The sequence below is a fragment of the Sphingopyxis sp. Geo48 genome (genome assembly GCF_949769155.1).
Taxonomy (GTDB): Bacteria; Pseudomonadota; Alphaproteobacteria; order Sphingomonadales; family Sphingomonadaceae; genus Sphingopyxis.
The window spans coordinates 208279-233965 of the sequence record NZ_CATKPA010000002.1; the positions used below are offsets into that span (position 1 = coordinate 208279).

Genomic DNA, 25687 nt, shown 5'->3' on the forward strand with positions numbered 1-25687 from the left:
CGCCGCCGCGCGCAGTCTGGCGCGGCGGGACCGGGCTGGCCGCAGGATCGGCAGCCGCCGCGACGGGTGTCGGCGTGGCGGGCGTTTCGCCGTCGGTCACCCCAGACGCGCCAGTGCGGCGGTCAGGCGGTCGGCCTCGGCTTCTTTCGCGGCGTGGTCCATGCGGGCCTTCTCGACGGCTTCGGGTTTCGCGCGTTCGACGAAAGACGGGTTGTTCAGGCGCCCGGCGAGGCCGTCGCGTTCCTTCGTCGCGGCGGCGAGCGCCTTGGTCAGGCGGTCGCGTTCGGCGGCGATGTCGATCACGCCTTCGAGCGGGACGGTGATCGTCTCGCCCTCGACGACGAGCTGCGCCGATGCGCCCGCGGGGGCGGGGTCGAAGCGGATCGCTTCGAGACGCGCGAGGCGATCAAGCTGGGCTGACAGCTTGTCGGTGCGATCCTTCAGCGACGCAGGAAAATGCGCGGTCAGGCGCGCGCCGGGCGGAAGGCCCAGTTCGGCTTTCGCGGTGCGCAGTTCGCTGACGAGCTTGATCAGCCAGTCGATGTCGGCGCTGGCATCGGCGTTGCGCGCGGCGTCCGGCGCCGGCCATTTCGCGGTGATCAGCGGATAGTCGGCGCGATCGCCAAGGCCCGTCCACAGCTCTTCGGTGATGAAGGGCATGAAGGGGTGGAGCATGACGAGGATCTGGTCGAGTACCCAACCGGCAACGGCCTTGGTCTCGTCGTCGATCGCACCCTTGATCAGTTCGAGATACCAGTCGCAAAAACGGTCCCACGCGAAGCTGTAGATCGCGTTCGCGGCCTCGTCGAAGCGATAGGCGGCAAAGGCGGTTTCCATCGCGGCGACGGTATCCGCGACCTCGCCGATGATCCAGCGATTGACCGGCAGCGTCGCGGCGGGCGCCTCGAAGCTGGTAGAGGCCGCAATGCCATTGGCTTCGCAGAAGCGCGCAGCGTTCCACAGCTTCGTCGCGAAATTGCGATAGCCCGCGAGGCGCGCGTCATCCATCTTGATGTCGCGGCCCTGGCTTTCCATCGCCGCCATGAAAAAGCGGAGCGCGTCGGCGCCGTACTGGTCGATCAGGCCGAGCGGGTCGACGACATTGCCCTTCGACTTCGACATCTTCGCGCCGTCGGGCGCACGGACGAGGCCGTGGAGGTAGAGCGTCCTCCACGGGATATCGCCCATGAACTCCATCCCCTGCATCGCCATGCGCGCATCCCAGAAAAAGAGGATGTCGAAGCCGGAGATAAGAACGTCGTTGGGGTAGTGGCGTTTGAGAAGGTCGGTGTTCTCGGGCCAGCCGAGCGTCGCGAAAGGCCAGAGTGCGGAGGAGAACCAAGTGTCGAGTACGTCTTGGTCCTGCCAGAGACCAATTCTCGCGCTATTGCCGCCCGTTCCTGTGTAGGCAGCAGCCGCAGTTGGGGCTTCAAAAAATTCTATGCCTTCGCCTTGATAGTGGGCTTTGGCTTGTCGGACTGCGTCATCGTAGCTTTCGGCCACGAAAATAGCATTCTGCACTGATGCGTCGCCAACGACATAATTCGGCGTTCCATCTACAACGGCGGGCCCATACCAAGCCGGAATCCGGTGACCCCACCAGAGCTGGCGCGAGACGCACCATGGCTGGATATTCTCCATCCAGTTGAAGAAGGTCTTTTCCCACGTCTTGGGGACGATGTTGATCCGCCCGTCGCGTACCGCGGCAATCGGCGGCTGCGCGAGCGTTTCGGCGTCGACATACCATTGGTCGGTCAACCAAGGCTCGATGACCACGCCGCCGCGGTCGCCGAAGGGCGTCTGGATCGTGCGCGGCTCGGCGTCATGCTCGCCGCCGTCTTTGTCGATATGCGGGATCAGGAAGCCCTGTTCCTTCATCCGCGCCACGACCAGTTCGCGCGCGCCGTCCTTGCCGTCGCGCTTGAAGCGATGGAGGCCGAGATATTCTTGCGGGATCAACCCGTCGCTCGTCTGGATGACGTTGGCGTCGCCGTCGAGCATGTTGAGCATCTCGCCGGGCTTGAAGCCCGCGCGCTTGCCGACGTCGAAGTCGTTGAAGTCATGGCCGGGCGTGATCTTCACCGCGCCGCTCCCAAGATCTGGATCGGCATGTTCGTCGGCGACGATCGGCACCCGGCGTCCGGTGATCGGCAGCTCGACAAACTTGCCGATCACGCTCCTGTAGCGCGCATCGTCAGGGTGCACCGCGACCGCCATGTCGGCGAGCATCGTTTCGGGGCGCGTCGTCGCGACCTCGATATAATCGCGCCCGTCGTCGAGTTTCACCCCGTCGGCGAGCGGATATTTGAAGTGCCAGAAGCCGCCCTGGACCTCGTGCGTTTCGACCTCGAGGTCGGAGATCGCGGTCTTGAGCTTCGGGTCCCAGTTCACGAGGCGCTTGTCGCGGTAGATCAGGCCCTTCTTGTGCAGGTCGACGAAAACCTTGACGACGGCCTGCGTAAAATGCGGGTCCATCGTGAACTGTTCGCGGCTCCAGTCCATCGAGCAGCCGAGGCGGCGGAGCTGGCCGGTGATCTGGCCGCCGCTTTCCGCCTTCCACTGCCACACCTTCTCGACGAATTCGTCGCGCGTATAGTTGGTGCGCTTGTCCTGCCGCTCCTCGAGCTGGCGTTCGACGACCATCTGCGTGGCAATGCCGGCATGGTCCATGCCGACAACCCACAGCGCATCCTTGCCGCGCAGCCGCTCGTAGCGGACGAGCACGTCCTGCAGCGTGTTGTCGAGCGCATGGCCGATGTGGAGCGCGCCGGTGACGTTCGGCGGCGGGTTGACGATCGTGAAGGGGGTGGCGTCGGGACGGTGCGGGCGAAACAGCCCGCGGCTTTCCCATTCATGGGCCCATTTCGCCTCGATAGCGGCGGGATCGAAGGTTTTTTCCATCGGCATAGCCGCGCGCCTTTGCCAGCCGGGGGCGAAGGCGGCAAGGGGGAACAAGCCCACTACTCGTCATGCCGGACTTGATCCGGCATCCATCCCACCCGCGCGAAGATGGACCCCGGATCAAGTCCGGGGTGACGAAAGAAGGGAGCCCAGTCTTACTTCTTCAAATAGCTTCCCAGCCAGTTGAACACCGTCTGGTGCCACTGGACACTGTTCGCGCCCTTCAGCACCCAGTGGTTCTCGTCGGGGAAGACCAGAAGCTGCGACGGAATGTTGCGACGCTGGAGCGCGGTGAAGGCGGCGAGACCCTGCGTATAGGGAATGCGGAAATCCTTTTCGCTGGTGATGACCAGCATCGGGGTCTTCCACTTGGCGACATGATTGACCGGGTTCCATTTTTCATATTCTTCGGGAACCTCGAAATAGGGGCCGCCATGCTCCCATTCGTCGAACCACAGCTCCTCGGTTTCATAGGCCATGGCGCGCGCGTCGAAGACGCCGTCGTGCTGGACGAGACATTTGAAGCCGTCGGTCCACTGGCCGGCGATCCAGTTCATCATGTATCCGCCGTACGACGCGCCGAGCGCGCAGGCGTTGGCGATGTCGAGCTGCGCATCCTGCTTGCCGGCCGCTGCCAGGCCCAGCTTCAGATCTTCGAGCGGCTTGCCGCCCCAATCCTTGTTGATGCTGTCGGTGAAGGCCTGGCCGTAACCGGTCGAGCCGTGGAAATCGACGCTGACGACGCCATAACCCCGCTGCGCGAAAAGGCGCGGGTTCCAGCGCGTCGACCAGCCGTTGCCGAAGCTGCCCTGCGGGCCGCCATGGACGATGAACGCGACCGGCAGTTTGGCTGTGGCATTCGCGGGCTTCAGGATGATGCCCCAAACCTTGTCACCGTTGGCGCCGGCGAACTGCATGCGGTCGAATTTTACCGGATCGAATTCGGCGAGCGTCGCGGAGTTCACGGCCGTGAGCTGCTTCACCTTGCCCTTGGCGTCGCGGACATAGAGGTCGGTCGGAAGCAGCGCGCTGTTGCGCGTGTAGAGCAGCGCCCCGCCCGGCATCACCGTGACGTCGCCCACCGTGCCGTCGAATGCCTCGGCGGAAGCCTTGAGCTTTTCGACTTTGCCCGTCGCAGCGTCGACCTTGAACAGCGGATGGTCGAGCACATCCTGAGCGGTGACGAAAAGCGACTTGCCGTCCGCCGCCCAAGCGATCGAATCGACCGAGCGATCCCATGCATCGGTGAGCTTCTTGGTCTCGCCGTTTTCGAGGTTGCGCAGCATCAGCACCTGCCGGTCCGCTTCGTAGCCGGGACGCGCCATCGCGGCATAGGCCAGCCACTTTCCGTCGGGCGAGGGGGTGGGCAGCGTATCGGTCGCTTGATTGCTCTCGGTCAGGTTGACCGGCATCATCCGGCTGTCGACAAGCCAGCTGTAGATATCGAGATTGGTCGAGGTCGGCTCGTGGCGGTCGGCCTTGCGCAGCGTGAAGAAGACGGTGCGACTGTCTGCGCCCCACGCGAGTTCCTCACCGCCGCCGAACGGTTTCGAGGGGCTGTCACCGATCAGTCCGGCGTCAATCGGGCGCGCGACGCTGGCCTTGCCGCCTTCGAGATTGAAGACGAACGGGCGGCTATAGGTGCCCGGGGTCTCCCATGCGTCCCAGTGGCGAACGAACCCGGTGCCATCCTTGTAGAGTCGGCCGCTGCCTGGGCCGACGAGCGCGCCCTTGTCTTTCGCATCGCAGCCGAAGTCGGTGCATTCCTTCGGAATGTCGCCCCATGCGAGCAGCTTCTTGCCGTCAGGAGAAATCTTGAAGCCGGAAACGTCGGCCTGGGTGTCGGTGACCTGCGTCGCGGTGGCGCCCGCAGCAATGTCGACGCGCCAGATCTGGTCCTTGCCCGACGCGTTCGAGAGGAAATACAGGCTGCCGTCGGGCGCGAAGGCGGGCGCGGTTTCGTTCTTGCCCGGCATGTCGGCGACACGAACGGGTTTTGCATCCTTCGCATTGCGGTCGATCAGCCAGAGCCCGGTCGAGCGCTTGTAGCTCTCCTTCTCGGTATCGGTCTGCTGGAAAACGACCCAGCGCCCGTCGGGGGATGCGGCCGGCGCGGCGACGCGCTTTATCGTCGCGAGGTCGACCTCGGTCATCGGGCGAGCAAGCGCGGGGGAGGAAAGGGCGGCGGTGAGCGCGATGGCGCTGGTGAGGAGCATGGTACGCATGGACGCGGTTTAGCGATGCGGTGAGTGCGTTCAAGCCGTTACGTTGTTGAACTGCCCGTCGGAGTTCGGTTTTGGGGTGGATTCCAGCCTTTCAATTCTCGTCATGCTGAACTTGTTTCAGCATCCATGGCCGGGCCTTGCATCCGGCGCGGCGCCGAAGGAAACGGCAGACCATGGACCCTGAAACAAGTTCAGGGTGACGATGCAGGATGGGTCAGCTTCCGGTCGTTAGCTACCGATACTCATCCAACGACCGGACTCTGCCGCAACGGCCGTTAGCGCACCAACGCGCCGCCCTTCATCACATGGTCGATCTTTTCGAGCGACCTTATGTCTTTCAGCGGATCGGCCTTCACCGCGATCATGTCGGCGTAACGCCCTGGGACGATAGCGCCGACGTCGCTGCGGCCCATTTCCTCCGAAGCGCGGCCGGTCGCGGCCTGGATCGCCTGCATCGGGGTCATTCCATATTTGACCATATAGGCGAACTGCCTGGCGTTGAGGCCGTGCGGATAGACACCCGCGTCGGTCGCGAAGCCGATGTTAACGCCGAGTTCGACCGCGCGTTTGAAGGCCGCGCGCTGGGTGTCGGTCGTCTCGCGGTTCTTCCGCAAATATTCCTCGGGCCAGCCCTCCTTCCGGCCCTGATCGTCGATATAGTCGCCGTTGTAGATGTCCATCGCGAGCCAGGTGCCGTGCTTCTTCGCGAGTTGCAGCGTCGCTTCGTCGGCAAGGCTGGCATGTTCGATGCTGTCGACGCCGGCGTTGATCGCGTTCCGGATGCCGATCGCGCCGTGCGCGTGCGCCGTGACGCGTTTGCCGCGCGCATGCGCGACCTTGACGATCGCGGCAAGCTGTTCGGGCGTGAGTTCGGGCGCGCCGGGTTCGGTACCGATCGCGAGGACGGCGCCGGTTGCGATCGTCTTGATGAAGTCGGCGCCATGGTCAAGCAAATATGCGGTCTTTTCCGCCGCTTCCTCGGGCGTTGCGGCGACGCCGAGGCGCATGTCAGCGGGCAGTTGCTCATTCGGAACGACGCCGTTCAGCTCGCCGCCGCCTTTCGGAATCGTGAGATAGGCGCCCGCAACCCACATGCGCGGCCCCGGGACGTCGCCGCGGTCGATCGCGTTGCGCAGCGTCACGTCGGTCAGCCCGCGATAGGTGCCGACGTCGCGGACGCTCGTGAAACCGGCGTTCAGCGTGACCCGGGCGTTGCGCGCGCCGACCAGAGCGGTCTCGGCGGGAGAGGCCTTCATCGGGGCGGCGAGATCGGCGCTCTGACCGAGATCGGCGAGATGGGTATGGAGATCGATCAGCCCCGGCAGGACTGTATAGGCCGACCAGTCGACAATTGTCGCCCCGTCGGGCGCCTTGCCGCAAGGACCGATTGCCTTGATATGCTCGTCGAGGATGGTGACGCACTGACCGGTGCGCACCTCGTTCGACAGGCCGTCAATCAACCGTCCGGTCTGGACATAGACGGTTTCGGCGGCAGCGGGGGCGGCAGAAAGCGCAGCGGCCGCGATCAGAGCGACGCGTTGAAAGTGTCGCACTGACGCGGATCCCCCGTTTGCAGCCCGCGGCGCAGCCAGGTCATGCGCTGCTCGCTCGTCCCATGGGTGAAGCTTTCGGGCACCGGACGCTGCCCCGCCGAGCGCATCAGCGTGTCGTCGCCGATCGCGTTGGCGGCGCGCATCGCTTCTTCCATGTCGCCCGGCTCCATCACGGTCTGCCCGTCCTTGTTGCGTGCGCGGTTCGCCCACACACCGGCGTAACAGTCAGCTTGCAGTTCCATGCGGACCTGCAGCGCATTGCCCTCGGCCTGCGACGCGCGTTGCTGTGCGCGGCGGACCTGATCGGAAATTCCAGTGATCGTCTGGATGTGATGGCCGACCTCGTGCGCCACCACATAGGCCTGCGCTGCGTCGCCCGCAGCGCCGAAGCGGTTCGCGAGTTCGCTGAAGAATTCGGTATCGAGATAGATGCGTTGGTCGGCGGGGCAATAGAAGGGGCCCATCGCCGACTGCGCCGCGCCGCAGCCCGAGGTGTTTTCCTTCGTAAAGAAGCGGAGCCCCGGTTCGCGATAGCCGTTGATTTCGCTGGCCCAGAAACGGTTGGTCGAGCTGAACACCTGACAGGCGAAGCGTTCGGATTGCGTGTCGCACGCCGCGGCGCCCGCCGGTGCGCTGCTGCTGTCGACGGCGGGGTCGGACGTGCTGCTGCCGCTGAACATGCTGAGACCGGGACCGAGCAGGAAAAAGGCAACCACGCCGAGCAGCAGGATCGTCCCGCAGCCCATCCGGCGCCCGAGCAGCATCGGCAGCAAACCGAAGAGCAGGCCGCCCATTCCGCCGCCTCCACCGCCCCCGAACCCGCCGCCTCCCCGTCCGAGGTCCTGAATGTCGTCGCCGGGATCATAATCGTCGAGGCGCATGGGGCTCTCCCGCCGCTAAATGTCTGTGCGGAGGCGATTGTGGCAGCAGCGCGTTGCAATTGGAAGGGTCTTCGCGCCGTGACACATGCCTTGCAATTGTTCCTGCTGCGGTGCACAAAAGGCGAGGGTGCCGAACGCAGAAAAGGATCGTCCGAGTCCATGCCCCGCCGTGCCGCCCGCGCCTCCCTTCCGCTTCCCGATCTGGTCGTGCTCGTCCTGCAAGGCGGAGGGGCGCTCGGGGCGTTTCAGGCCGGGGTTTACGAGGCGCTGATCGATCTCGGCATCGAGCTGGACTGGGTCGCTGGCATCTCGATCGGCGCGGTCAACGCTGCGATCATTGCCGGGAATCCGCGCGACGAGGCGGTTGGCAAGATGCGGCAATTCTGGGAAGGCGTGTCGTCCGCGCTGCCGCCGCTGCCGATCGCCGACAATGATCTGCTGCGCGAATGGACGCATCTGGGCGCGGCAGCGCAGGTCGCGACCTTTGGCGTGCCGGGCTTCTTCATCCCCCGTATCCCGCCACCGATGTTCGCCGAGAAGCAGACGCCGGCAGCGGTGAGCTTTTACGACACGGCGCCGCTGGTCGCGACGCTCGACCGGCTTGTCGACTGGGACCGGCTCAACAATGGCAAGGTCCGCCTGTCTGTCGGCGCCGTGGCCGTCGAGACCGGGAATTTCCGTTATTTCGATACGACCACCGACACGATCGACGCCCGGCACATCATGGCGTCGGGCGCGCTGCCGCCGGGACTGCCGCCGGTCGAGATCGACGGCGCGTGGTATTGGGACGGTGGGCTCGTGTCGAATACTCCGCTCGAACATGTCGTCGAGAGCGCGAAAGAGGATATGCTCGTCTTTCAGGTCGACCTGTTCCCGGCGCGTGGCGAGCGGCCGCACGATCTGGAAGAAGCGTGGTCGCGCGAGAAGGACATTCGCTTTTCGAGCCGTACGCGGCGCATTTCGGACGGGCTGGTCCGGCGGCGCAAGGAGCATCGGCTAATCGACCGGATGCTTAGGAAACTGCCGCCCGAAGCCCGCGACCTGCCCGAGGTGAAGGCGGTCGAAAAGATGGTCGACTGCAAGGCGCTCAATGTGGTGCAATTGATCCACCAGCCCCCCGCCTGGCAGACCGGAGCGCGCGATTTCGAATTTTCGCGTTCGACGATGGAGGTCAACTGGGCGCTCGGCCGCGACGCGGTCGAGGCGGCGATGAAGGAAGGGCAATTGCTCGCCGAAAGCATCGCCGAGGGGCGTTCCGACAGTTTCGCCGTCCAGTCGGACATGCTGCGCCCGAAAAACGGCTGAATCTCCCCGAAAAATCCCCCCGCCTGAAAGGAAATATCATGCGTCTCCAAGGAAAGACAGCCCTTGTCACCGGATCGACCTCCGGCATCGGCCTCGGCATCGCCAAGGCCTTCGCTGCCGAGGGCGCGAACATCATCATCAACGGCTTCGGCGATGAAGCGGCGATCGAGGCCGAGCGCGCGGCGCTGGCTGTGCTGAACGGCGGCAAGGCCGTCTATGACGGCGCCGACCTCACCAAGCCCGACGAGATCGAGGCGATGTTCAAGCGCGCCGACAAGGATCTCGGCGGGGTCGACATCCTCGTGAACAATGCCGGGATGCAGTTCGTCTCGCCGGTCGAGGATTTCCCGCCCGAGAAATGGGACATGATCATCGCGCTCAACCTGACCGCGGCGTTCCACACCATCCGTCACGCCGTGCCGGGGATGCGCGAGAAGAAATGGGGGCGGATCATCGGCACCGCCTCGGCGCACTCGCTCGTCGCGTCGCCGTTCAAATCGGCCTATGTCACCGCGAAGCATGGGCTTGCCGGCCTGACCAAGACCGTCGCGCTGGAGGTTGCCGACGCCGGGATCACGGTCAATTGCATCAGCCCCGGCTATGTCTGGACCCCGCTGGTCGAAAACCAGATTCCCGACACGATGAAAGCGCGTCACATGACGCGCGAGCAGGTGATCAACGATGTGCTGCTTGCGGGGCAGCCGACGAAGCAGTTCGTCACTGTCGAACAGGTCGCGGCGATCGCCGCCTTCCTGACGCGCGACGAGGCGGCGAACATCACCGGCGCGAACCTCAGCGTCGACGGCGGCTGGACCGCCGCCTGAGCATCGCGCTTGAGCATTGACCTTTCGCCTCCTAAGCTCCGGCAAAACGCCGGGCAGGAGGCAAAGGCAATGGGGGGTCGCATCCCGAAATTTTTCATGTTTTGCGCGGGTGCGCTGGGACTCGGCGCTTGCACCACGATCGCGGCGCAGCCGCCTTCGGCCACCGATGCCCCGGCGGCCGCACCGGCGGCGGAAACCGCCGGAACCTGGCGCGCGACCGCGACCGATCGGGATCGCGAGCGCGTTCGCAACTGGTATTCGAGCTGGACCGCCGCCCTCGCCGATGCGCGCGCCAAGGGTTTTGGCGGGGACGTCGATCGCGAGGGCGTCCTGCTGCAGCCGGCGGCGGCACTGCCCAACCCGCATCTTCCCGCGGGCGATTACCGTTGCCGCACGGTCAAGATCGGGACGCAGGGGCGCAGTACGCTCGCCTATGTCGCCTATGGCTGGTTCGACTGTCGCGTGGCGTCCGAACAGGGGCTGATGAGCCTGACCAAGCTGACCGGGTCGCAGCGGCCGGTGGGGCTGATCTTTCCCGACAGTCTCAACCGGCAGATCTTTCTCGGCACGCTCGAACTCGGCGACGAGACGATGCCGCTGAGCTACGGCACCGACCGGATGCGCGACATGGCGGGGCTGGTCGAGCGGATCGGCGACAATCGCTGGCGGCTGGTGCTGCCGGCGCCGGCTTATGAATCGTTGCTCGACGTGATCGAACTCGTGCCTGCAAGCTGAACAGGGGAATGACGATGCGGATATGGTGGACCGGCGTGGCTGCGCTCGCGCTTTCGATGCCCGCGGCGGCGCAGGAGCTGGCGCCCGAGGTGCAGAAGCAGATGCCTTCGCTCATGGAGATCTACCGGGATCTTCACGCCAATCCCGAACTCAGTTTCATGGAAGTCCGATCGGCGGGGATATTGGCGGCCGAGGCGCGCAAGCTTGGCTATAAGGTGACCGAAAAGGTCGGCGGCACCGGCGTCGTCGCGGTGCTGGAAAACGGACCCGGTCCCGTGGTGCTCGTCCGCGCCGACATGGACGCGCTGCCGGTGATCGAGCAGACCGGGCTTCCCGGCGCTTCGAAGGTCCGCGTGACGACTAAGGAAGGCGTCGAGACGGGCGTGATGCATGCGTGCGGGCACGATACGCATATGACCGCGTGGATCGGCGCCGCGCGGCTGATGGCAGCCAACAAGGACAAATGGTCGGGCACGCTGGTGATGATCGGGCAGCCCGCAGAGGAGCGCGGCGCGGGCGCGCGGATGATGCTCGCAGACGGGCTCTATACCCGCTTCCCGCGACCGCAATATGCGCTCGCCTTCCACGACGCCGCGCAGTTTCCGGCGGGGATGATCGGTTATACGCCGGGCTATGCGCTCGCCAATGTCGACAGCGTCGACATCCTCGTGAAGGGGCTGGGCGGACATGGCGCCTATCCGCAGGCGACGAAGGATCCGATCGTGCTTGCAAGCCGGATCGTCACGACCTTGCAGACATTGGTTTCGCGCGAAATCAGCCCGCTCGACAGCGCGGTGGTGACGGTCGGCAGCTTCCACGGGGGCGCCAAGCACAACATCATCCCGGACGAGGCGCGGCTGCAACTGACCGTGCGCAGCTACACCGACGAAGTGCGCGCGAAGCTGCTCGACGGAATTGCGCGGATCGCGAAGGGCGAGGCGATCGCGGCTGGCATGCCAGAGGACAAGATGCCGGTGGTGACCGTCGAAAAGGACGAATTCACGCCCGCGATGTTCAACACGGTCGACTTCACGAACGAAATGGCGGGCTTCCTCAAGACCCGCTTCGGCGAGAAGCGCGTCATGCAGTTGCCGCCGGTGATGGGCGGCGAGGATTTCAGCCGTTTCTCGCGCGAAGAGAATAAGGACATCAAGAGCCTGATCATCTGGGTCGGCGGGGTCCCGCAGGCCGAATATGATGCGGCGAAGAAGGAAGGCCGGACGTTACCGAGCCTGCATTCGCCCTTCTGGGCGCCCGACGCCCCCGTCGTCATTTCGACAGCGACCGAGGCGCTGACGGCGATGGCAATGAAGCTGATGCCGAAGACATAGCGAACCCGGCGGGGCCACCAGCCGCTTTGCCGGGCCGCGCTGCCGTATTCCAAATAAATTGGGATGGACCTGTCCGTGACGCTGTGGTCAGCAAACGACATGCCTGCCCATGAATCTGCTCCCGGCTTGTCTGCATGCCTCACCGACCGGGAAATGGAAATTCTGCGCCTGTTGGCCGCCGGGCATACAGTGAAGACGATCGCCGCGCGTCTGGATCGTTCGGAAACATCGATCAACGAGCGTTTGCGCTCCGCCCGCCGCAAGACGGGGGTCGGCAGCAGCCGCGAACTGGCGCGCCTTCTGGAACCCCAAAAAACTTGTGACGAAAATATCGGTCTTTCGAACCAGCGTGCCGCCGGAAAGGATCCGGAGCACACCGCGGCCATCGGGGTTCGCGGCTCGAAAGGAATGATCGTCATGCTCATCGCACTACCCATTGCCGCTGCCGGATTGATGATCGCGGTCGCACCGTCCGCCGATCCGATCGCGAAGCGGGACACGGTTTACAGCACGGCATGGCGGCGACCGCCGCTCGCCGGAAGCTGGTCGCTGGACGCATCGCAGCTGCCGGAGGAGGAGCGCCCGCAACGGGTGACGATGACCTTCCGGGCGTCGCCAGACGGCAAATGGACGACGCGCGTCGAAATCGTCGCGCCCGACGGCTCCAGCCGTCACGCGGAATCGACCGCTGCCCTGGACGGCGTCCCGGTACCGGTCTCCGGAAATATGGAACTCATCGACAGCGTTGCGCTGCGACAGCCGGCTCCGAACACACTGGTCATGACGCTGGGAAAGGCGGGCGCGCGGGTGTCGACGCGCGTCTACACCGTCGCCAAGGATCGAAAATCGATGACGGAAACCATCGTCTGGTCCGGCGATAGTCGTCAAAAACTGGAAACCACGCATTTCAATCGCGTCGATTGATCGCAACCGCCAGTCCCCCCACTTTCGCGCTCCCGGGCTTGTCCCCGGGGGCCGCCGCTTCCCATCGTGATCGGGGCGCGGCGGAAATGCGGCGGCCGCGGGCTAATGGTCCTACTTCCCCTTGAAAGCGTCGAAGCTGCCACCGCGACCGGCGCCCTCGGTAAACTTCTTGGCTCCCGCCGCCGCGCCTTCGCGAAGCGGCGCGACGCCGGCGCGGGCTTCGTGCGCAAGCGCGGCTTCGATGTCGAAATCCCATTGGCGGTAGGCGCTGAGCCGGTCGCTGTTCATGCAGATTTGCGGGAAGGCGGCGACCTGTTTCGCGAGAACAATCGCGGCGACGAGCGCTTCGCCGTCGGGCACAATGCGATCGGCAAGGCCGATGCGCAGCGCTTCGTCGGCGGCCACGGGCCGGCCGGTCAGGATCATATCCAGCGCGCGTCCTTGCCCGACGATGCGCGGCAGGCGCACGGTGCCGCCGTCGATCAGCGGCACGCCCCAACGGCGGCAATAGACGCCGAATATGGCGCCTTCCGCCGCGACGCGCATGTCGCACCAGAGCGCGAGTTCGAGCCCGCCCGCGACAGCGTGACCCTCGACTGCCGCGATAACCGGTTTCTCGAGCAGCATGCGGGTCGGCCCCATCGGGCCGGGGCCATCGGGGTCATAGCGCGACGTGCCGACCGCGCCGAGGTCGAACCCCGCGCAGAACTGGCCCGAACTGCCGGTCAGGATGGCGACGCGCGCGCTATCGTCCTTCGCAAAGGCGGTGAAGGCCTCGCGGAGAGCCAGCGCGGTGAGCGGATCGACGGCATTGCGTTTGGCGGGGCGGTCGATGGTGACGATCGTCACCGGGCCATCAAGGTCGATCCGGACGGTCATATTTTCTCCCCAAAGCTCGGTGACCCGATAGCCTGACGGGCTAGCACGACCGGAGGGGGAGGGGCAAAGCCTTGCAACGCATCCGCCGTTACCCTATGTAGTGCGTATGCGGGCCGGGCCCCTCTGGCGTCGGCGGAAGTCTCTTCCGCCACGTGATGTCGGACCGCATCGGGTGACACCGATGCTTGGCCTACCTCCCCCCTCAATCCCGGGTCCGGCATCGGCGTCACCTGCTTGATTTTATCAATCAGGAGGCCCTTCATGACTTTCAAATCGCGCTTCTACCGGCTGACCGAACTGCATCGCCAGATCGACGATGCGCTGCGCCTCGAGCATCGGCGCAGCGGCGCCGATCCGTTCCGGCTTTTGCGGCTGAAGACGCTGAAGCTCGCGGTGCGCAAACGCCTGGCGAGCCTGTCGCGCCAGCCCGCGCCCGCCATCTAATCACCATAAGATAGAGCCGGAGACGCTGCCCCGCTCCCCGCCAAGGGAAGGGGCGGCGTCTTTGGCGCATCCCAGGGATCATCATCATGGAATTTCTCTTCGCGGACTGGCTGGGAACCCCGGTCTGGTTCTGGCTCGCCTTCATCAGCCTTGTCGTCGCGCTGACCGCGTTCGACCTCGGGATCCTCCACAAGGAGAACAAGGAGATGGGGATCGGCGAGAGCCTGAAACTCTCCTTGCTTTACATCACGATCGCGCTCGCGTTCGGCGCGTGGATCTGGATCGAGAAGGGCGGCGAGGCCGGCCTCCAATATTACACCGGCTTCTTCATCGAGAAGGCGCTGTCGATCGACAACATCTTCGTCATCTCGTTGATCTTCGCGACCTTCGCTATTCCGCCGCGCTACCAGTATCGCGCGCTCCTCTGGGGCATCGTCGCGGTCATCGTGCTGCGCGGCATCATGATCGCGGGCGGCGCGGCGCTGGTTACCGAATATGGCTGGCTGCTCTATGTGTTCGCCGCCTTCCTCGTGTTCACGGGCATCAAGATGCTGTTCGCGGGCGAGAAGCCGATGGATGTCGCGGGCAATCCGGTCGTCAAATGGCTGTCGCGCCATATCCCGATCACGCACGAACTGCATGGCGAGAAATTCTTCGTCCGCGTGCCCGATACGAAGACCGGAAAGCTCGCGCTTGCCGCGACGCCGCTGTTTCTGGCGCTGGTCGTCATCAACCTTGCCGACCTGGTGTTCGCGGTCGACAGCGTGCCAGCGATCTTCGCAATCACGACCGACACCTTCATCGTCTATACGTCGAACATCATGGCGATCCTCGGCCTGCGCGCGCTTTACTTCGCGCTCGCGGCGATGGTGCATCGCTTCCACTATCTGAAATATGCGCTCGCGCTGGTGCTGGTGTTCATCGGGTCGAAGATCTTCGTCGCCGATTTCGTGCTGGGCGGCGGCAAATTCCCGCCGCTCATCAGCCTGGGCGTGACCGTGGCGCTGATCGCGGGGGGCGTAGTCTGGTCGCTTGTGAAGACCAGGCCCGGCGAAGCGGCTGCGGGTTGATGGGGCAGGGGGCGGGCGCAGCGCCCGCCCCTTATACCGCCATCAGCAGGACGTCGTCATCGCGCGGCGCCGCGGCTTCGAATGTCGGCAACGGATCGAAGCTCGTTTCCTCGACCTCTGCAGCGCCCAAGCCATCGAGCTTGAACTGGCCGAGCCTCGGCTCCTCATCCTCGCGCCAGCTCTTGCCGAGGTTCAGGGCGCTGACGAACAGGTCGCCGTGGCGTTCGAACAGCTGGTGCGGCGCGAGGGTCATGCGGTTGCCGTTATAGTCGGCGGTCACGGTGCGGCGCCGGGCAATCGCTTCCATAATCTTGAGGCGCGTGTCGCTCATGCGCCAGACGCCCGGGAAAGGGGATTCTTGTTGTGCATCGCAACATGATGCCGGCGCCGGCCGCGCGGGGCAAGGGTAAACGTTGTCATATTCAAGTCACAAACGACGAAAATGCCCGCCGGAGGCCAAATGGCTTCCGGCGGGCAGGCTTTCCTCCCCAGGAAAGCTCGGGAGGCGCGGAGCGTTTGTGCAAGGGCTCCGCGCCAAACCGGGTGGCACGAGGGGGTGCAACGGGCCCCTCGCGCCGAACTGGTCAGGCCGCGAATTGATTCATCGTATTGTCTTTGCCCGCGGCCTTCAGGGCTGCCTCGCCGGCGAAGTATTCCTTGTGGTCGTCGCCGATGTCGCTGCCCGACATATTCTGGTGCTTCACGCAGGCGATCCCCTCGCGGATTTCCTTGCGCTGAACGCCCTTGACGTAGCCGAGCATCGCTTCGTCGCCGAAATATTCCTTGGCGAGATTGTCGGTGCTGAGCGCCGCGGTGTGATAGGTCGGCAGCGTGATCAGGTGGTGGAAGATGCCCGCCCGCTTCGCCGCGTCGCGCTGGAAGGTGCGGATGCGGTTGTCGGCCTCTTCGCCCAGCGGCGTCGCGTCATAATCGACGCTCATCAGCTTGGCGCGGTCATAGGCGCTGACGTCCTTGCCTTCCTTCTCCCACGCATCGAACACCTGCTGGCGGAAGTTCAGCGTCCAGTTGAAGCTGGGCGAGTTGTTGTACGCGAGCTTCGCATTGGGGACCACTTCGCGGATGCGATCGACCATGCCGGCGATCTGTTCGATGTGCGGCTTTTCGGTTTCGATCCAGAGCAGGTCGGCGCCGTTCTGCAGGCTGGCGATACAGTCCATGACGCAGCGATCCTCGCCGGTTCCGGGGCGGAACTGATAGAGGTTCGAGGGCAGGCGCTTCGGGCGCAGCAGCTTGCCGTCGCGGTTAATGAGGACGTCGCCGGGGTTGCCCGCGCCCTCGACCTCTTCGCAATCGAGGAAGCTGTTATACCGGTCGCCAAGGTCGCCGGGTTCCTTGGAGAAGGCGATCTGCTTGGTGAGGCCTGCGCCGAGGCTGTCGGTGCGCGTCACGATGATCCCGTCCTCGACGCCGAGTTCCATGAAGGCGTAGCGGCAGGCGCGGATCTTCGCGATGAAATCCTCGTGCGGCACCGTGACCTTGCCGTCCTGATGGCCGCACTGCTTTTCGTCCGAAACCTGATTTTCGATCTGCAGCGCGCAGGCGCCGGCCTCGATCATCTTCTTGGCGAGCAGATAGGTCGCCTCGGCGTTGCCGAAGCCCGCGTCGATGTCGGCGATGATCGGCACCACGTGCGTTTCATGATTGTCGATCGCGGCCTGGACCTGCTTGGCCTTGAGCTCGTCGCCTTCGGCGCGCGCGGCGTCGAGGTCGCGGAACAGCATGCCGAGCTCGCGCGCGTCGGCCTGACGCAGAAAGGTGTAGATTTCCTCGATTAGCGCCGGAACGCTCGTCTTTTCGTGCATCGACTGGTCGGGGAGCGGACCGAATTCGCTGCGCAGCGCGGCGATCATCCAGCCCGAGAGATAGATGTAGCGGCCCTTGACGGTTCCGAAATGCTTCTTGACCGAGATCATCTTCTGCTGCGCGATGAAGCCGTGCCAGCAGCCCAGCGACTGGGTGTAGTTGGCGGGGTCGGCGTCGTAGGCGGCCATGTCGGCGCGCATGATGCGCGCGGTGTAGCGGGCGATGTCGAGCCCGGTACGGAACTTGTTCTGGGCGCGCATCCGGGCGACGCTCTCGCCGCTGATGCCGTCCCAGGTGCCGTCATAGTCGCGGATGAGGCGGCCTGCCTGCGCCATATCTTCGGTGTAGCCCATCGTTCGAGTCCCTTGTCGAGAGGTGATGGGTGGAAGTTGGCGAAGGTGCCGCCCAAAGTGAAAAGCTTTGTCAATAATATTTGTGAAATATACCGGTTCGGTGTAAATCGTCGTGTAAAATAGTAAAGAAAGTTACAGACGATGGCGGAGCGGCGGGTGTTTGCGGGGCCGGCGGTGCGAAAGGTGCGGCGCGAGGCGGGGATTACGCAGGCCGCTATGGCCGACGCGCTCGACATCTCGCCGAGCTATCTCAACCTGATCGAGCATGGCCAGCGGCCGCTGTCGGCGACGGTGATCGTGCGGCTGGCCGAGCGCTTCGGGTTCGACGCGGCGAAGCTGGGCGCCGAGGATGTGCCGGGCGGGCTTGCGGGCCTGAGACGCCGGCTCGCCGATCCGCGCTTTGCCGACTTGGGCATCGGGCCGCAGGAGGTCGAGGAGTGGCTGCAGACCGCGCCCATGACCGCGGCTGCGTTCGCCCGCCTGTTCGATGCCGCGCCCGAGGGGCGCTCGGAAGGCGAAGGTGACGCGCCCGAAGTTGCCGCGGTGCGCCGCGCGATCGAGAAATGGCGCAACCATTTCCCCGACCTCGACGCGCGCGCCGAGGAACTGGCCGACGAGCTGCGGCTCGCGGGCGGCGACCTTTATGGTACGATTTCAGAGCGTTTGCGCACGCGGCACCAGCTCGGCATTCGCATATTGCCGAGCGACGTGATGCCCGACCGGCTGCGCTGGCTCGACTGGCACGCGCGGCAGTTGATGCTGAACGAGCTGCTGCGCCCCGCGTCGCGCACCTTCCAGGCGGCGGCGACGCTGGCGCAGATCGAGGCGAAGGACGAGATCGACGCGCTCGTCGCGGGCGCGGGGTTCGCCGAAGCGGCGGCGGCGCGGATGTTCGAGCGCCACCTGGTCCACTATTTCGCGGCCGCGCTGATGATGCCGTACAGCCGCTTCCTGCGCGCGTGCGACGCGACGGGATATGATTTGCTGTTGCTCCAGCGGCGCTTCGGCGCGGGCTATGAGCAGGTCGCACACCGGCTGACGACCTTGCAACGCGTCGGCGCGCGCGGCTTGCCCTTTTTCATGCTGCGCATCGACCGCGCGGGGCAGGGGAGCAAGCGTTATGCGGGGGCGAGCCAGTCGCCGCTGGTCGATGGCGATGCGCGCTGCCCGCTGTGGGGCGTTCACGAAGCCTTTTCGCGCCCCGGCGAGGTGATCGCCGATCTGGTCGAGCTGGAGGATGGCTCGCGCTGGTTCACCCAGTCGCGCTCGGTCGCCGCCCCCGGCGCGACGGGGAGCGGGACGCCCGCGCGCTTTGCCGTGTGTGTTGGGGTCGATGCGAAGGTCGCCGCACCTTTGATCGCGGCACGAGGGCTCGACCTGATGCGCAGCCCCGCCACGCCGATCGGGCTCGGCTGCCGGCGGTGCACGCGCAGCGGCTGCATCCAGCGCTCGATGCCGCCGCTCGGCCGCCCGCTGCGCTTCCGCGAAGGCGAGCGCGGCGTGAGCGCGTTCGACTTCGCGGGCGACTAGAAGACCAGCCAGCGCGGCGTCGCGCGGCGGAAGTCGTGGTGGCGTGCGCCAAATTCGCGGGCGAGATGCGCTTCGTCGACGCGCACCTGCAGCGCGCGGGCGATCACGAAGATTCGTCACCCCGGACATGATCCGGGGCCCACGACTTCAACGCCGCGCTGGATCCCGGATCAAGTCCGGGATGACGAAGAGGGGATGTCTAAATTGGGGTGGGGAGCGGACTTGAGGCATTGCTGTGCGAACTCATCCTCGTAAGCTGAGCATATGGAATTGAAATATGTGCATCTGGGCCCAAACGAGGCTCCCCCGCAGCTTCCAACCGGTCCACTTCGTGTGGTTATCATATCGGAAACCACAGGCGGTGATGACTGGCGAAACAGCACCGCCCGATGGTTGGTGGACGGCGGCTGCCTCTATGCGGTCGCTTGGGGTAAAGAGTGCGAAATGTGGCACGACGCTGTAGATTGGGCGGTGCTTGAGACCTTCGACTACGGCGACATTCCTGAAGATAAGTTTGTGATGACGACGTGGCACGCCGATGAGCCTCTCTCCGAAGCGCTATGGTTTGCCGGAAACTGTGCGTTCCATCCGGACGTGGCACTCAAGCAGACTATCCTCCTTCACGTTGCCAACGAAGCCAAGGAGGTCGAGATGATTGCCGCTTATGTGGGAAGCCAAATCGATAAATGACCCGAACGTCTGTTTTCGGTCGCCAGCTGCCCTGTGCGATCCCCGGCAGAGGCCGGAGCGCAGCCACGCCGGGAAGCCGAATGGCTTTGCGCTCTGGACTCGACGCATCGGGGCGATAAACAAGTGTAAAATTAACCGACAGTTGAGCGCAACCGTTAAAAACGTGCGGTTTCGGAGCCGTTTTGTAAGTGTTTTCCAGAGTCACCTTACGTTCCTTTCCCATTTCAGTACCGCCGCCGCCGACAGTTTCCCTTGGTCGCGGAGCTTCGCGTAGTACTCGACCATCTGGAACGACTGGCCAGAGATCGACGCGGTTTCGGCAACCGAGCAGCCCGCTTCGAGCAGGGCGATGACGGCGTTCTTGCGGAGGCCGTGCGGGACGAGATCGAGCCCGAACGCGGCGCAATGGCTCTTGAGCGCGATGCGGACGCGCTGCGGGCCGATGGGCTTGCCGTCCTGCGTCGTGAGGATCGTGATAGCCCGTTTCGGTGTGCGAGCCAGTTCATCGGCAAGCGCGCGGTGGATATGGATGCGCATATCCTTGCCGGTCTTTTGCTGGCTAATATGCAGCACGCCGTCGCGAATGTCTGACCAGCGCATGTTGACGACATCGCCGATCCTCTGCGCGGTGTAATAGAGCAGATGCGTTGCCAACCGGACACGCTGGTTTTCGCTTTCAAGAGCGGCGTGCAGGATATGGTCTGGCCAAGGCTTATGCTCGCCGACTTCCATCTTTTCGATGTCGCGGGTCGGATCGCAGCCAGCGGGGACATATTGCCGATGACCGGCGCGCGCCCACGAATACATCGCGCTCACTGTGGCGAGCACCAGGTTGGCCGTCGCTGGCTTGTCGCCCAGCTTGTCCATCATGCGGGCGATGTCGCGGGGCTCTACCCGTCCGGCGGGCGCGTCGCCCATCTCATGCGCGACCTTGGCTAAGTGCAGCGAATAGAGCCGCTGCGAATTGGCCGCCAGCTTCCGAAAACCCGACGACTTCTCATAGAGCGCGATCAGGTCGGTGACGCTGGTCTGCGCCTTGATACCCGCCCGCCGGTTGCGGTGGCCGAGCAGGGCTGAATAGACCCCGCCAAACTCGCGTGACTTCGGATCGGGCAGGCGCTTGTAAACGGGCTTTCCGTTCTTGACGGCGCCGGTGTCGAAGTAGAGATATTCCTTGCCGCGAGCCTTTACGCGCTTGATATATTTGAGATTATGCTGCATAAAGATTGCTCGATGCGCGCCAGTCTCCCGCGCCCGACATATCGGCAAGATGCTGGTCGATTTGCTCGCGGTGCCAATGCGGCTTCCCGCCGAGCAAGACTGGCATAGGCAGCGCCCCACTGGCAACTTCGCGCTCGAACGCCGCCTCCGACAGCTCGCAATATGCGGCAGCCGTCTTTCGGAGCATCATCGCTGGCCAGTAGGGAGCCGTCACCTCTCGCCCCCGGCATAAATGGGCACCTTATCTGTCATGGGGGATAGTCCTTGCTTTGAGGGCGGCGGACAGCAAAGCCAGCACAGGATCACCGCCCTTATGCTCGCCGCATCCGGGCCATGCTCCTTGGTGATCGCGATTGAGTCCGACCTGCGCGCGCGCTATATTGTAGATGGTCGACAGTTCCCACTCGTCGGCGGGGTCGATCAGGGTGCGTACAGCGTCGAGAGAGGCGGTGAACGGCGGGACCGCGACGGCTTGCGCGCAGTGTGGACCATAGTAGACCCGGTCGACATCAACGGCCCCATGGCCCGTGTTCTCGTTCATCGGCACCCAGTATCTGAAGGGCGCGCGATCACAGGGGACGGCGGCTAGCATAATGTCACGGTCCAACTCCCGATCCGGCCCCGTCGCCGCCTCGATCCGTTCGATGAGACTATCCACGTCCACCTCCCCAGCGTTCGCGCTGACGTTTCGCCTGCTTGACGCGGGCTACCAGCACAGGAAATTCCCGATGCAGATACTCTGTGCGGATTAGACGGGAGACTATGTAGGGCTCTGGGTGGGTCATGGGTGGTCTCCTTTGGGCGCATCGGCGTTGCCGACCGCGCTCTCGTGAACGGAACCCGTTCCGGTTTCCGCCCTACGGGCTTCGATCGCTTGCGCGATATGTCGCGACAACGCCGTATTGAAACACCAGCAATTGCCGTCGTGTGGATAGGAGCATTCGAAATCGCCACCGCATCCATATTGCTGGGATTGAATCTCGCGAAACAACTGCCCCAACTTTGCCGCATCCTCTGCATCGACCTCCCACGGACAATCGCTTGGCAATTCGTCCGCGCTAGGGACGGAAGCCCGAAGGGGCGAGACGGGAACCGGCTCGACTTGCGACGGCCCGGTCGCCGTAGGCGAAGCGCCCTTATCCATTGACCTTCCCCTTCCTACGATCCCTATCCCTCTCCCTCTTGAGGCGCATGGCTTCGGCGTCGGGGCGGAGTGAGTTAGCTTCGGCGCGCCAGTGGTTGCGGTCAGCATCGAGGCGCTTCTCACATTCATCGAGGTGCGCAATCTCCTCCCTCGCCGCAGCGAGGTCGGTGATGGCCTTCTTGAATTTGGCTTCCCAGTCGGTTTCAGGATCGACGGGCTGCTCTGACACCCGCATAAGGCCGAGCGCTTGGAGAAGGCGGTTCATGCGAGCACCTTCGCGATAGCCGCGATGCCTTCATCAGCGACTTCGGTGCAGCGCTTGGCGGTAGGGCCGTGCGGATAAGTGTAAGCACCCGGCGCGATATAGCCCTTCAGTGTGGAAATCGTGCTGGACGCCATACTCAGCGCGCGCTCTAAGGTTTCGACGCGGGACAGTACCGCTGCCATGTTCGACTGTGCGTTCTTCATTGCCTTGACGGAATCCCGTTCGCGGGCAATCTGATCTTCGGTCTTGTCGCTCATCTCTCATTTTTTCTACCCGCCGGTCCAAGGGGGCAATCGGTGCGAGCTGGACCGGCGGGGCTGTGCCGCTCGCTTGGCGGTTGAGGTTAGGCGGCCAGAGTTTGCGGCTCCGACCAGCGGATGTTGTGCTCGGCGCCAAAGGCCAGCATGTATTCGATCATCGCGCTCATCTGGCGCTTGGTCATTTGCGAGCTGCGAAAGCCTTGCGGGAAGGGGCGGCCGTCCAGACCCTCCAGGAATTGGCATTCCCAACCGCAGGCGTTCATGAAGATCGCCTTCCAGTCGTCGGGGGTGTGCATCCGGCCCATCGGCTTTTGATGGCTTATGTCGGTCAGCATGGCCCACATGCGGTCATTTTGCTCGCGGGAGCGCTTAGGCTCGCTCAAGGTCACGACATAGCCGTCAGGGGCGCGCAGGATCAGTTTCTGGGCACGCTGGCGCTGCTCGCCGCCGACAAGGGTGATCTTATGCATGTTCGCGCTCCCGCTGTGCGTCTCGGATTTGAGCGGCGCGCGGGCTGGCAGCGTTGAAAGCAGTAATGAGCGCTTCAACGTCAACCCCTCGCCAGAATGTCTCTTCCCCGACACGATGCTGCTCGGCGTGGCAGTCACGGCAAAGGCTCACCGTGCGCCAGTCGTCCGGCTTCTGCCCGATGCCTGCCCCGCTACCGAGACGGACGTGCGCAACCTCGATCGGTCGGCCGCCGCACCCCCGAACGCTGCATTCATGCGAGCGCACGAAATTGCAGTGGGCTTGCGATCGCCACCGGCTGGCGCGCTTGGGCTGTTTCGGAATGCGGCGGGGCAGCATCGATCAATCCCAACCCGGAATGTCGTCATTGAGGTCATAGGAAAGGTCGTGGTCCGTCCCCATCGCGTTCTGATTGCGATGCCGGTTGCTCGACCCTTCGCCGCTTGGCGCGCCGTCCAGCATCGTGAGCGAGCCGCCCATGCCTGCAACGACAACCTCGGTTGTGTATTTGTCGTTCCCGTCGCGGTCCTGCCACTTGCGAGTGCGCAGCTCGCCTTCGACATAAATCTTGCTGCCCTTTTTCAGATAGCGCTCGACCACGCCGACGAGGCCGTCGCCATTGATGACGACGCTATGCCACTCGGTGGCCTCTTTCACCTCACCCGACTGACGATCTTTCCAGCGCTTCGACGTAGCGATGCGAAGGTTCGCGATCTTGCCGCCGTTGGTGAAAGATTTAATTTCAGGGTCCGCCCCCAAATTCCCGATGATAATTACTTTATTGACCGAACCACTCACGCCGCTTTCTCCTTATTTGAAACTGGACCAGCGCCGTGGAAACCGGCCTTGCCGGGGCGCAAATTGAGATAGGAAAGGGGATTCATCCTCCCCTTGGCAGCCATGTCGCGAGCATTGTCCCTCTGCGTCCCGGCAAACAGGTGCGCAGGGTTCACGCACGACGGAGTATCGCATTTGTGGCAGATAACCGCTCCGTCAGGGATGCCACCGTTCGCTAGGTGATAAGCCAGCCGATGCGCCTTCCAGCGCTTGCCTTCATGCTGTACAAATCCGTAGCCGCCGCCATCCTTCGGGCCATCCCAAATCAAGCATGTCGTTTCGCCTACATGCTTGAAAAATGCTTGCGCGAGGGGGCGCTTCTTCTTTTCGACGTTGGCGCAGGCGCAGCCACAATACCGCCGAGCCGCCCACTGGTCGTGACTGTCTCGTGCGCGACGCTCGAAAGTCGCACCGCATACCTGGCAAGTCTTGCTGGCATTGGGCATTATGCTGCTTTCTTTCTTTCGTGATAGAGTACGCCGGGAACGGGCGGGCGAGCGCCGCGCGCATCGCGGTCGGCAAGGGTCTGGATCAGGTCCGAGAACTCGTCCGGCTGCGTTTTCAGGTAATGGCGAAGCGCCGCCGTCTTGTCGGTAAGCTCGGCTTCCCAATGGGTGCGCAGGCCAGTTGGGGCGCGGTCGATCTTGTTCGCGACCGCCGCCAGCTTCTTCGCTTGCTCCAATTCCTGCTCGGCGGCGAACTTCGCCTCTAGGTCATCGGACTGGCGTAACGCTTCCTGAGCGGCCCGCTGCTTCGCCTCTGCATCCTCTCGGGCCTTGCGTGCGGCCTCGTCAGCGATGCGCTGCTTTTCGACACGATAGGGCGTCAGGGCCTCTTTGCAGGCGTCCGTGCCGCGATCCGCTTTGGCGATGATCGGCTTCCACTTTTCCTGCACAGCCTTGCCCGCGTCATCGTGCGGCTTCTTTTCGGCAGCCCGCGCCTTGTCGGCGTCCTTCGACGCCTTGCGGAACTCGTCCATGAGCGCGTCGATGGCCGCTTCTTTCTCGTCGCTGTCCACCGTTCCGCCCGCGAGTGTATTGGAGAGCATCGAGAACAGGTCATCGATATGGAGGCCGAATGTCGCGTCAGCGGGCGGCGCGTTGTGCCCAACGCCGCTCACTGTGCGAACTCCACGTCATCCACATTGCCAAACTGATCGGCAGGCGGCGCGGATTTCGACTTTTCTGCAATCGCGCTGTCGAGACGCTTCATTGCATCACCGTACTGGTCCTGCGAAAGCAGCCGCAGATTTCCGACACCATACTGCTTGAAAAGCTTTGCCTCGGTGACGCCTGCGACCTTCATCTTGCCGACGAGCCGGTTATATTCTTCATCGGGCATTCCATTGGCGACGGGCGCAGATGCCTTCGGCTCTGGCGTGACATCGACAAACCCGCCTTCCGGCACTTCTTCTGCTGGCGTCGTGGAAAGGTCAGCGTCGATCATCACGACGACGTGCGCGAATGCCGAGCGGCACGCGCGACTGATAGCGCGAGTCTGCGCCATTGCGCGGATCGCATAATCGGCACGCTTCGGCAGCACCTTGCGCTTGCCATAGGACACGCTTTCGCCGCCGTACCAGGTTGGTTCATCTTCACCGACAAAGCCCTCGGCTACGGCGATGATCTGGCCATCACTCATGCGGCGGATTTCACCGACAGCGCGCACGCCCCCATCGACCTTTTCGACATCGCGAGCGCCCGCTGCGCAGCCGTGAGCGATGGCGATGGCCTGCCATCCCTCGACCGACACGAACTTGCGGCCTTGGATCGGCTTTGCGGTCTTGAGGACGATTTCGCGGCACAGGCCAGCGGCGTCGGTGGACTGGCGATAGACTTCACCGCCATTGTTAATTGGAACTAGCGCGTTCATGCGCGTTCTCCTTTCGCTAGGGGATTGAAGCGGGAACCGGCGAGACAGCGAAGCTGGCTCGATCCGAAGGACGAAAGCCCCGGTGCCCGAAGGGCAAGCGCCAAAATCATGCGTTCACCCCCACAACAGTAAGGATAACAGCCAACCCGAA

The 25687-nt window shown here is 64.0% G+C and carries 27 protein-coding genes; 9 read left to right on the top strand and 18 right to left on the bottom strand.

Annotated features, from left to right (window positions below; translation table 11 throughout):
• Positions 1–96: 96 nt before the first annotated feature.
• The 4 genes from QOL79_RS07675 to ypfJ form a co-directional block, all read right to left on the bottom strand.
• The gene (locus QOL79_RS07675) at positions 97–2907 is read right to left on the bottom strand and encodes a valine--tRNA ligase (RefSeq protein WP_058456116.1); all 2811 of its coding nucleotides are present in this window, start codon (positions 2905–2907) and stop codon (positions 97–99) included.
• Between the two features lie 149 nt (positions 2908–3056).
• Entirely contained in the window at positions 3057–5126 is a 2070-nt protein-coding gene (locus tag QOL79_RS07680) for a S9 family peptidase (RefSeq protein ID WP_283419187.1), read from the bottom strand.
• 275 nt (positions 5127–5401) lie between these two features.
• Positions 5402–6679 (bottom strand): metal-dependent hydrolase family protein, encoded by a 1278-nt coding sequence (locus QOL79_RS07685; RefSeq protein ID WP_283419188.1) that lies wholly within the window; start codon positions 6677–6679, stop codon positions 5402–5404.
• The gene (ypfJ, locus tag QOL79_RS07690; RefSeq protein WP_283419189.1) at positions 6652–7560 is read right to left on the bottom strand and encodes a KPN_02809 family neutral zinc metallopeptidase; all 909 of its coding nucleotides are present in this window, start codon (positions 7558–7560) and stop codon (positions 6652–6654) included. The genes QOL79_RS07685 and ypfJ overlap by 28 nt, the downstream gene beginning before the upstream one ends.
• A gap of 159 nt (positions 7561–7719) precedes the next feature.
• On the opposite strand from ypfJ, the gene QOL79_RS07695 reads away from it, so the two are divergent.
• The 5 genes from QOL79_RS07695 (at position 7720) to QOL79_RS07715 (ending at position 12679) form a co-directional block, all read left to right on the top strand.
• Positions 7720–8865, top strand: coding sequence for a patatin-like phospholipase family protein (locus QOL79_RS07695; RefSeq protein WP_282949583.1), 1146 nt, complete (start codon positions 7720–7722; stop codon positions 8863–8865).
• A gap of 38 nt (positions 8866–8903) precedes the next feature.
• Positions 8904–9689 (top strand): 3-hydroxybutyrate dehydrogenase, encoded by a 786-nt coding sequence (locus QOL79_RS07700; RefSeq protein ID WP_204992635.1) that lies wholly within the window; start codon positions 8904–8906, stop codon positions 9687–9689.
• A gap of 69 nt (positions 9690–9758) precedes the next feature.
• Positions 9759–10424, top strand: a complete 666-nt coding sequence (locus QOL79_RS07705) for a DUF4893 domain-containing protein (RefSeq protein WP_282949584.1) — start codon at positions 9759–9761, stop codon at positions 10422–10424.
• Between the two features lie 14 nt (positions 10425–10438).
• Positions 10439–11755, top strand: a complete 1317-nt coding sequence (locus tag QOL79_RS07710) for an amidohydrolase (protein WP_282949585.1) — start codon at positions 10439–10441, stop codon at positions 11753–11755.
• A gap of 63 nt (positions 11756–11818) precedes the next feature.
• Positions 11819–12679, top strand: coding sequence for a helix-turn-helix domain-containing protein (locus QOL79_RS07715; protein ID WP_283419190.1), 861 nt, complete (start codon positions 11819–11821; stop codon positions 12677–12679).
• 111 nt (positions 12680–12790) lie between these two features.
• Here QOL79_RS07715 and QOL79_RS07720 read toward each other — a convergent pair whose 3' ends face one another.
• Complete coding sequence (locus QOL79_RS07720) at positions 12791–13558, bottom strand: crotonase/enoyl-CoA hydratase family protein (protein WP_283419191.1); 768 nt, start codon at positions 13556–13558, stop codon at positions 12791–12793.
• Positions 13559–13819: 261 nt separating this feature from the next.
• On the opposite strand from QOL79_RS07720, the gene QOL79_RS07725 reads away from it, so the two are divergent.
• Positions 13820–14002, top strand: coding sequence for a hypothetical protein (locus tag QOL79_RS07725; RefSeq protein ID WP_283419192.1), 183 nt, complete (start codon positions 13820–13822; stop codon positions 14000–14002).
• Between the two features lie 86 nt (positions 14003–14088).
• Positions 14089–15072, top strand: coding sequence for a TerC family protein (locus QOL79_RS07730; protein WP_283419193.1), 984 nt, complete (start codon positions 14089–14091; stop codon positions 15070–15072).
• 31 nt (positions 15073–15103) lie between these two features.
• Here QOL79_RS07730 and QOL79_RS07735 read toward each other — a convergent pair whose 3' ends face one another.
• Positions 15104–15403, bottom strand: coding sequence for a WYL domain-containing protein (locus tag QOL79_RS07735; RefSeq protein ID WP_058456127.1), 300 nt, complete (start codon positions 15401–15403; stop codon positions 15104–15106).
• Between the two features lie 253 nt (positions 15404–15656).
• Complete coding sequence (locus tag QOL79_RS07740) at positions 15657–17249, bottom strand: isocitrate lyase (protein ID WP_283419194.1); 1593 nt, start codon at positions 17247–17249, stop codon at positions 15657–15659.
• Positions 17250–17390: 141 nt separating this feature from the next.
• Here QOL79_RS07740 and QOL79_RS07745 point away from each other — a divergent pair, with 141 nt between their 5' ends.
• Both QOL79_RS07745 and QOL79_RS07750 read left to right on the top strand, forming a co-directional pair.
• On the top strand, positions 17391–18779 hold the full coding sequence (locus QOL79_RS07745) for a helix-turn-helix domain-containing protein (protein WP_283419195.1): 1389 nt from the start codon (positions 17391–17393) through the stop codon (positions 18777–18779).
• Between the two features lie 264 nt (positions 18780–19043).
• Entirely contained in the window at positions 19044–19469 is a 426-nt protein-coding gene (locus QOL79_RS07750) for a DUF7684 family protein (RefSeq protein WP_283419196.1), read from the top strand.
• A gap of 201 nt (positions 19470–19670) precedes the next feature.
• Here the strand turns inward: QOL79_RS07750 and QOL79_RS07755 are convergent, their stop codons facing one another.
• The 11 genes from QOL79_RS07755 to QOL79_RS07800 all read right to left on the bottom strand — a co-directional run bounded on the left by QOL79_RS07755 (position 19671) and on the right by QOL79_RS07800 (position 25536).
• The gene (locus QOL79_RS07755; RefSeq protein WP_283419197.1) at positions 19671–20690 is read right to left on the bottom strand and encodes a tyrosine-type recombinase/integrase; all 1020 of its coding nucleotides are present in this window, start codon (positions 20688–20690) and stop codon (positions 19671–19673) included.
• On the bottom strand, positions 20680–20880 hold the full coding sequence (locus QOL79_RS07760; protein ID WP_283419198.1) for a hypothetical protein: 201 nt from the start codon (positions 20878–20880) through the stop codon (positions 20680–20682). Before QOL79_RS07760 ends, QOL79_RS07755 begins: the two co-directional genes overlap by 11 nt.
• A gap of 51 nt (positions 20881–20931) precedes the next feature.
• The gene (locus QOL79_RS07765) at positions 20932–21348 is read right to left on the bottom strand and encodes a hypothetical protein (RefSeq protein WP_283419199.1); all 417 of its coding nucleotides are present in this window, start codon (positions 21346–21348) and stop codon (positions 20932–20934) included.
• A gap of 478 nt (positions 21349–21826) precedes the next feature.
• Positions 21827–22099 carry a hypothetical protein gene (locus tag QOL79_RS07770; protein WP_283419200.1) on the bottom strand — a complete coding sequence of 91 codons (273 nt, stop codon included), beginning with the start codon at positions 22097–22099 and terminating at the stop codon, positions 21827–21829.
• Entirely contained in the window at positions 22096–22356 is a 261-nt protein-coding gene (locus QOL79_RS07775; RefSeq protein WP_283419201.1) for a hypothetical protein, read from the bottom strand. Before QOL79_RS07775 ends, QOL79_RS07770 begins: the two co-directional genes overlap by 4 nt.
• An 86-nt stretch (positions 22357–22442) precedes the next feature.
• Positions 22443–22829: a recombination protein NinB gene (locus QOL79_RS07780; RefSeq protein ID WP_283419202.1), complete on the bottom strand. Its 387-nt coding sequence runs from the start codon at positions 22827–22829 to the stop codon at positions 22443–22445.
• On the bottom strand, positions 22822–23166 hold the full coding sequence (locus tag QOL79_RS19585) for a DUF968 domain-containing protein (protein ID WP_502957476.1): 345 nt from the start codon (positions 23164–23166) through the stop codon (positions 22822–22824). The genes QOL79_RS07780 and QOL79_RS19585 overlap by 8 nt, the downstream gene beginning before the upstream one ends.
• Positions 23167–23169: 3 nt before the next feature.
• Positions 23170–23625: a single-stranded DNA-binding protein gene (gene ssb / locus QOL79_RS07785; RefSeq protein WP_283419203.1), complete on the bottom strand. Its 456-nt coding sequence runs from the start codon at positions 23623–23625 to the stop codon at positions 23170–23172.
• Positions 23622–24110 (bottom strand): HNH endonuclease signature motif containing protein, encoded by a 489-nt coding sequence (locus QOL79_RS07790; RefSeq protein WP_283419204.1) that lies wholly within the window; start codon positions 24108–24110, stop codon positions 23622–23624. The genes ssb and QOL79_RS07790 overlap by 4 nt, the downstream gene beginning before the upstream one ends.
• Positions 24110–24784, bottom strand: a complete 675-nt coding sequence (locus QOL79_RS07795; protein WP_283419205.1) for a hypothetical protein — start codon at positions 24782–24784, stop codon at positions 24110–24112. The genes QOL79_RS07790 and QOL79_RS07795 overlap by 1 nt, the downstream gene beginning before the upstream one ends.
• The gene (locus tag QOL79_RS07800; RefSeq protein WP_283419206.1) at positions 24781–25536 is read right to left on the bottom strand and encodes a hypothetical protein; all 756 of its coding nucleotides are present in this window, start codon (positions 25534–25536) and stop codon (positions 24781–24783) included. Before QOL79_RS07800 ends, QOL79_RS07795 begins: the two co-directional genes overlap by 4 nt.
• Positions 25537–25687: the final 151 nt, after the last annotated feature.

What these genes read in the sequence shown, in the direction of transcription:
- QOL79_RS07775 (WP_283419201.1), bottom strand. Translation starts at nt 22,356, where the DNA reads ATGAGCGACAAGACCGAAGATCAGATTGCCCGCGAACGGGATTCCGTC.
- QOL79_RS07730 (WP_283419193.1), top strand. Translation starts at nt 14,089, where the DNA reads ATGGAATTTCTCTTCGCGGACTGGCTGGGAACCCCGGTCTGGTTCTGG.
- QOL79_RS07675 (WP_058456116.1), bottom strand. Translation starts at nt 2,907, where the DNA reads ATGCCGATGGAAAAAACCTTCGATCCCGCCGCTATCGAGGCGAAATGG.
- QOL79_RS07770 (WP_283419200.1), bottom strand. Translation starts at nt 22,099, where the DNA reads ATGAACCGCCTTCTCCAAGCGCTCGGCCTTATGCGGGTGTCAGAGCAG.
- QOL79_RS07760 (WP_283419198.1), bottom strand. Translation starts at nt 20,880, where the DNA reads ATGATGCTCCGAAAGACGGCTGCCGCATATTGCGAGCTGTCGGAGGCG.
- QOL79_RS19585 (WP_502957476.1), bottom strand. Translation starts at nt 23,166, where the DNA reads ATGCTGCCCCGCCGCATTCCGAAACAGCCCAAGCGCGCCAGCCGGTGG.
- QOL79_RS07745 (WP_283419195.1), top strand. Translation starts at nt 17,391, where the DNA reads ATGGCGGAGCGGCGGGTGTTTGCGGGGCCGGCGGTGCGAAAGGTGCGG.
- QOL79_RS07710 (WP_282949585.1), top strand. Translation starts at nt 10,439, where the DNA reads ATGCGGATATGGTGGACCGGCGTGGCTGCGCTCGCGCTTTCGATGCCC.
- QOL79_RS07725 (WP_283419192.1), top strand. Translation starts at nt 13,820, where the DNA reads ATGACTTTCAAATCGCGCTTCTACCGGCTGACCGAACTGCATCGCCAG.
- QOL79_RS07700 (WP_204992635.1), top strand. Translation starts at nt 8,904, where the DNA reads ATGCGTCTCCAAGGAAAGACAGCCCTTGTCACCGGATCGACCTCCGGC.
- QOL79_RS07750 (WP_283419196.1), top strand. Translation starts at nt 19,044, where the DNA reads ATGGAATTGAAATATGTGCATCTGGGCCCAAACGAGGCTCCCCCGCAG.
- QOL79_RS07740 (WP_283419194.1), bottom strand. Translation starts at nt 17,249, where the DNA reads ATGGGCTACACCGAAGATATGGCGCAGGCAGGCCGCCTCATCCGCGAC.
- QOL79_RS07735 (WP_058456127.1), bottom strand. Translation starts at nt 15,403, where the DNA reads ATGAGCGACACGCGCCTCAAGATTATGGAAGCGATTGCCCGGCGCCGC.
- QOL79_RS07705 (WP_282949584.1), top strand. Translation starts at nt 9,759, where the DNA reads ATGGGGGGTCGCATCCCGAAATTTTTCATGTTTTGCGCGGGTGCGCTG.
- QOL79_RS07695 (WP_282949583.1), top strand. Translation starts at nt 7,720, where the DNA reads ATGCCCCGCCGTGCCGCCCGCGCCTCCCTTCCGCTTCCCGATCTGGTC.
- ypfJ (WP_283419189.1), bottom strand. Translation starts at nt 7,560, where the DNA reads ATGCGCCTCGACGATTATGATCCCGGCGACGACATTCAGGACCTCGGA.
- QOL79_RS07715 (WP_283419190.1), top strand. Translation starts at nt 11,819, where the DNA reads ATGGACCTGTCCGTGACGCTGTGGTCAGCAAACGACATGCCTGCCCAT.
- QOL79_RS07780 (WP_283419202.1), bottom strand. Translation starts at nt 22,829, where the DNA reads ATGCATAAGATCACCCTTGTCGGCGGCGAGCAGCGCCAGCGTGCCCAG.
- QOL79_RS07790 (WP_283419204.1), bottom strand. Translation starts at nt 24,110, where the DNA reads ATGCCCAATGCCAGCAAGACTTGCCAGGTATGCGGTGCGACTTTCGAG.
- QOL79_RS07720 (WP_283419191.1), bottom strand. Translation starts at nt 13,558, where the DNA reads ATGACCGTCCGGATCGACCTTGATGGCCCGGTGACGATCGTCACCATC.
- QOL79_RS07680 (WP_283419187.1), bottom strand. Translation starts at nt 5,126, where the DNA reads ATGCGTACCATGCTCCTCACCAGCGCCATCGCGCTCACCGCCGCCCTT.
- QOL79_RS07800 (WP_283419206.1), bottom strand. Translation starts at nt 25,536, where the DNA reads ATGAACGCGCTAGTTCCAATTAACAATGGCGGTGAAGTCTATCGCCAG.
- QOL79_RS07755 (WP_283419197.1), bottom strand. Translation starts at nt 20,690, where the DNA reads ATGCAGCATAATCTCAAATATATCAAGCGCGTAAAGGCTCGCGGCAAG.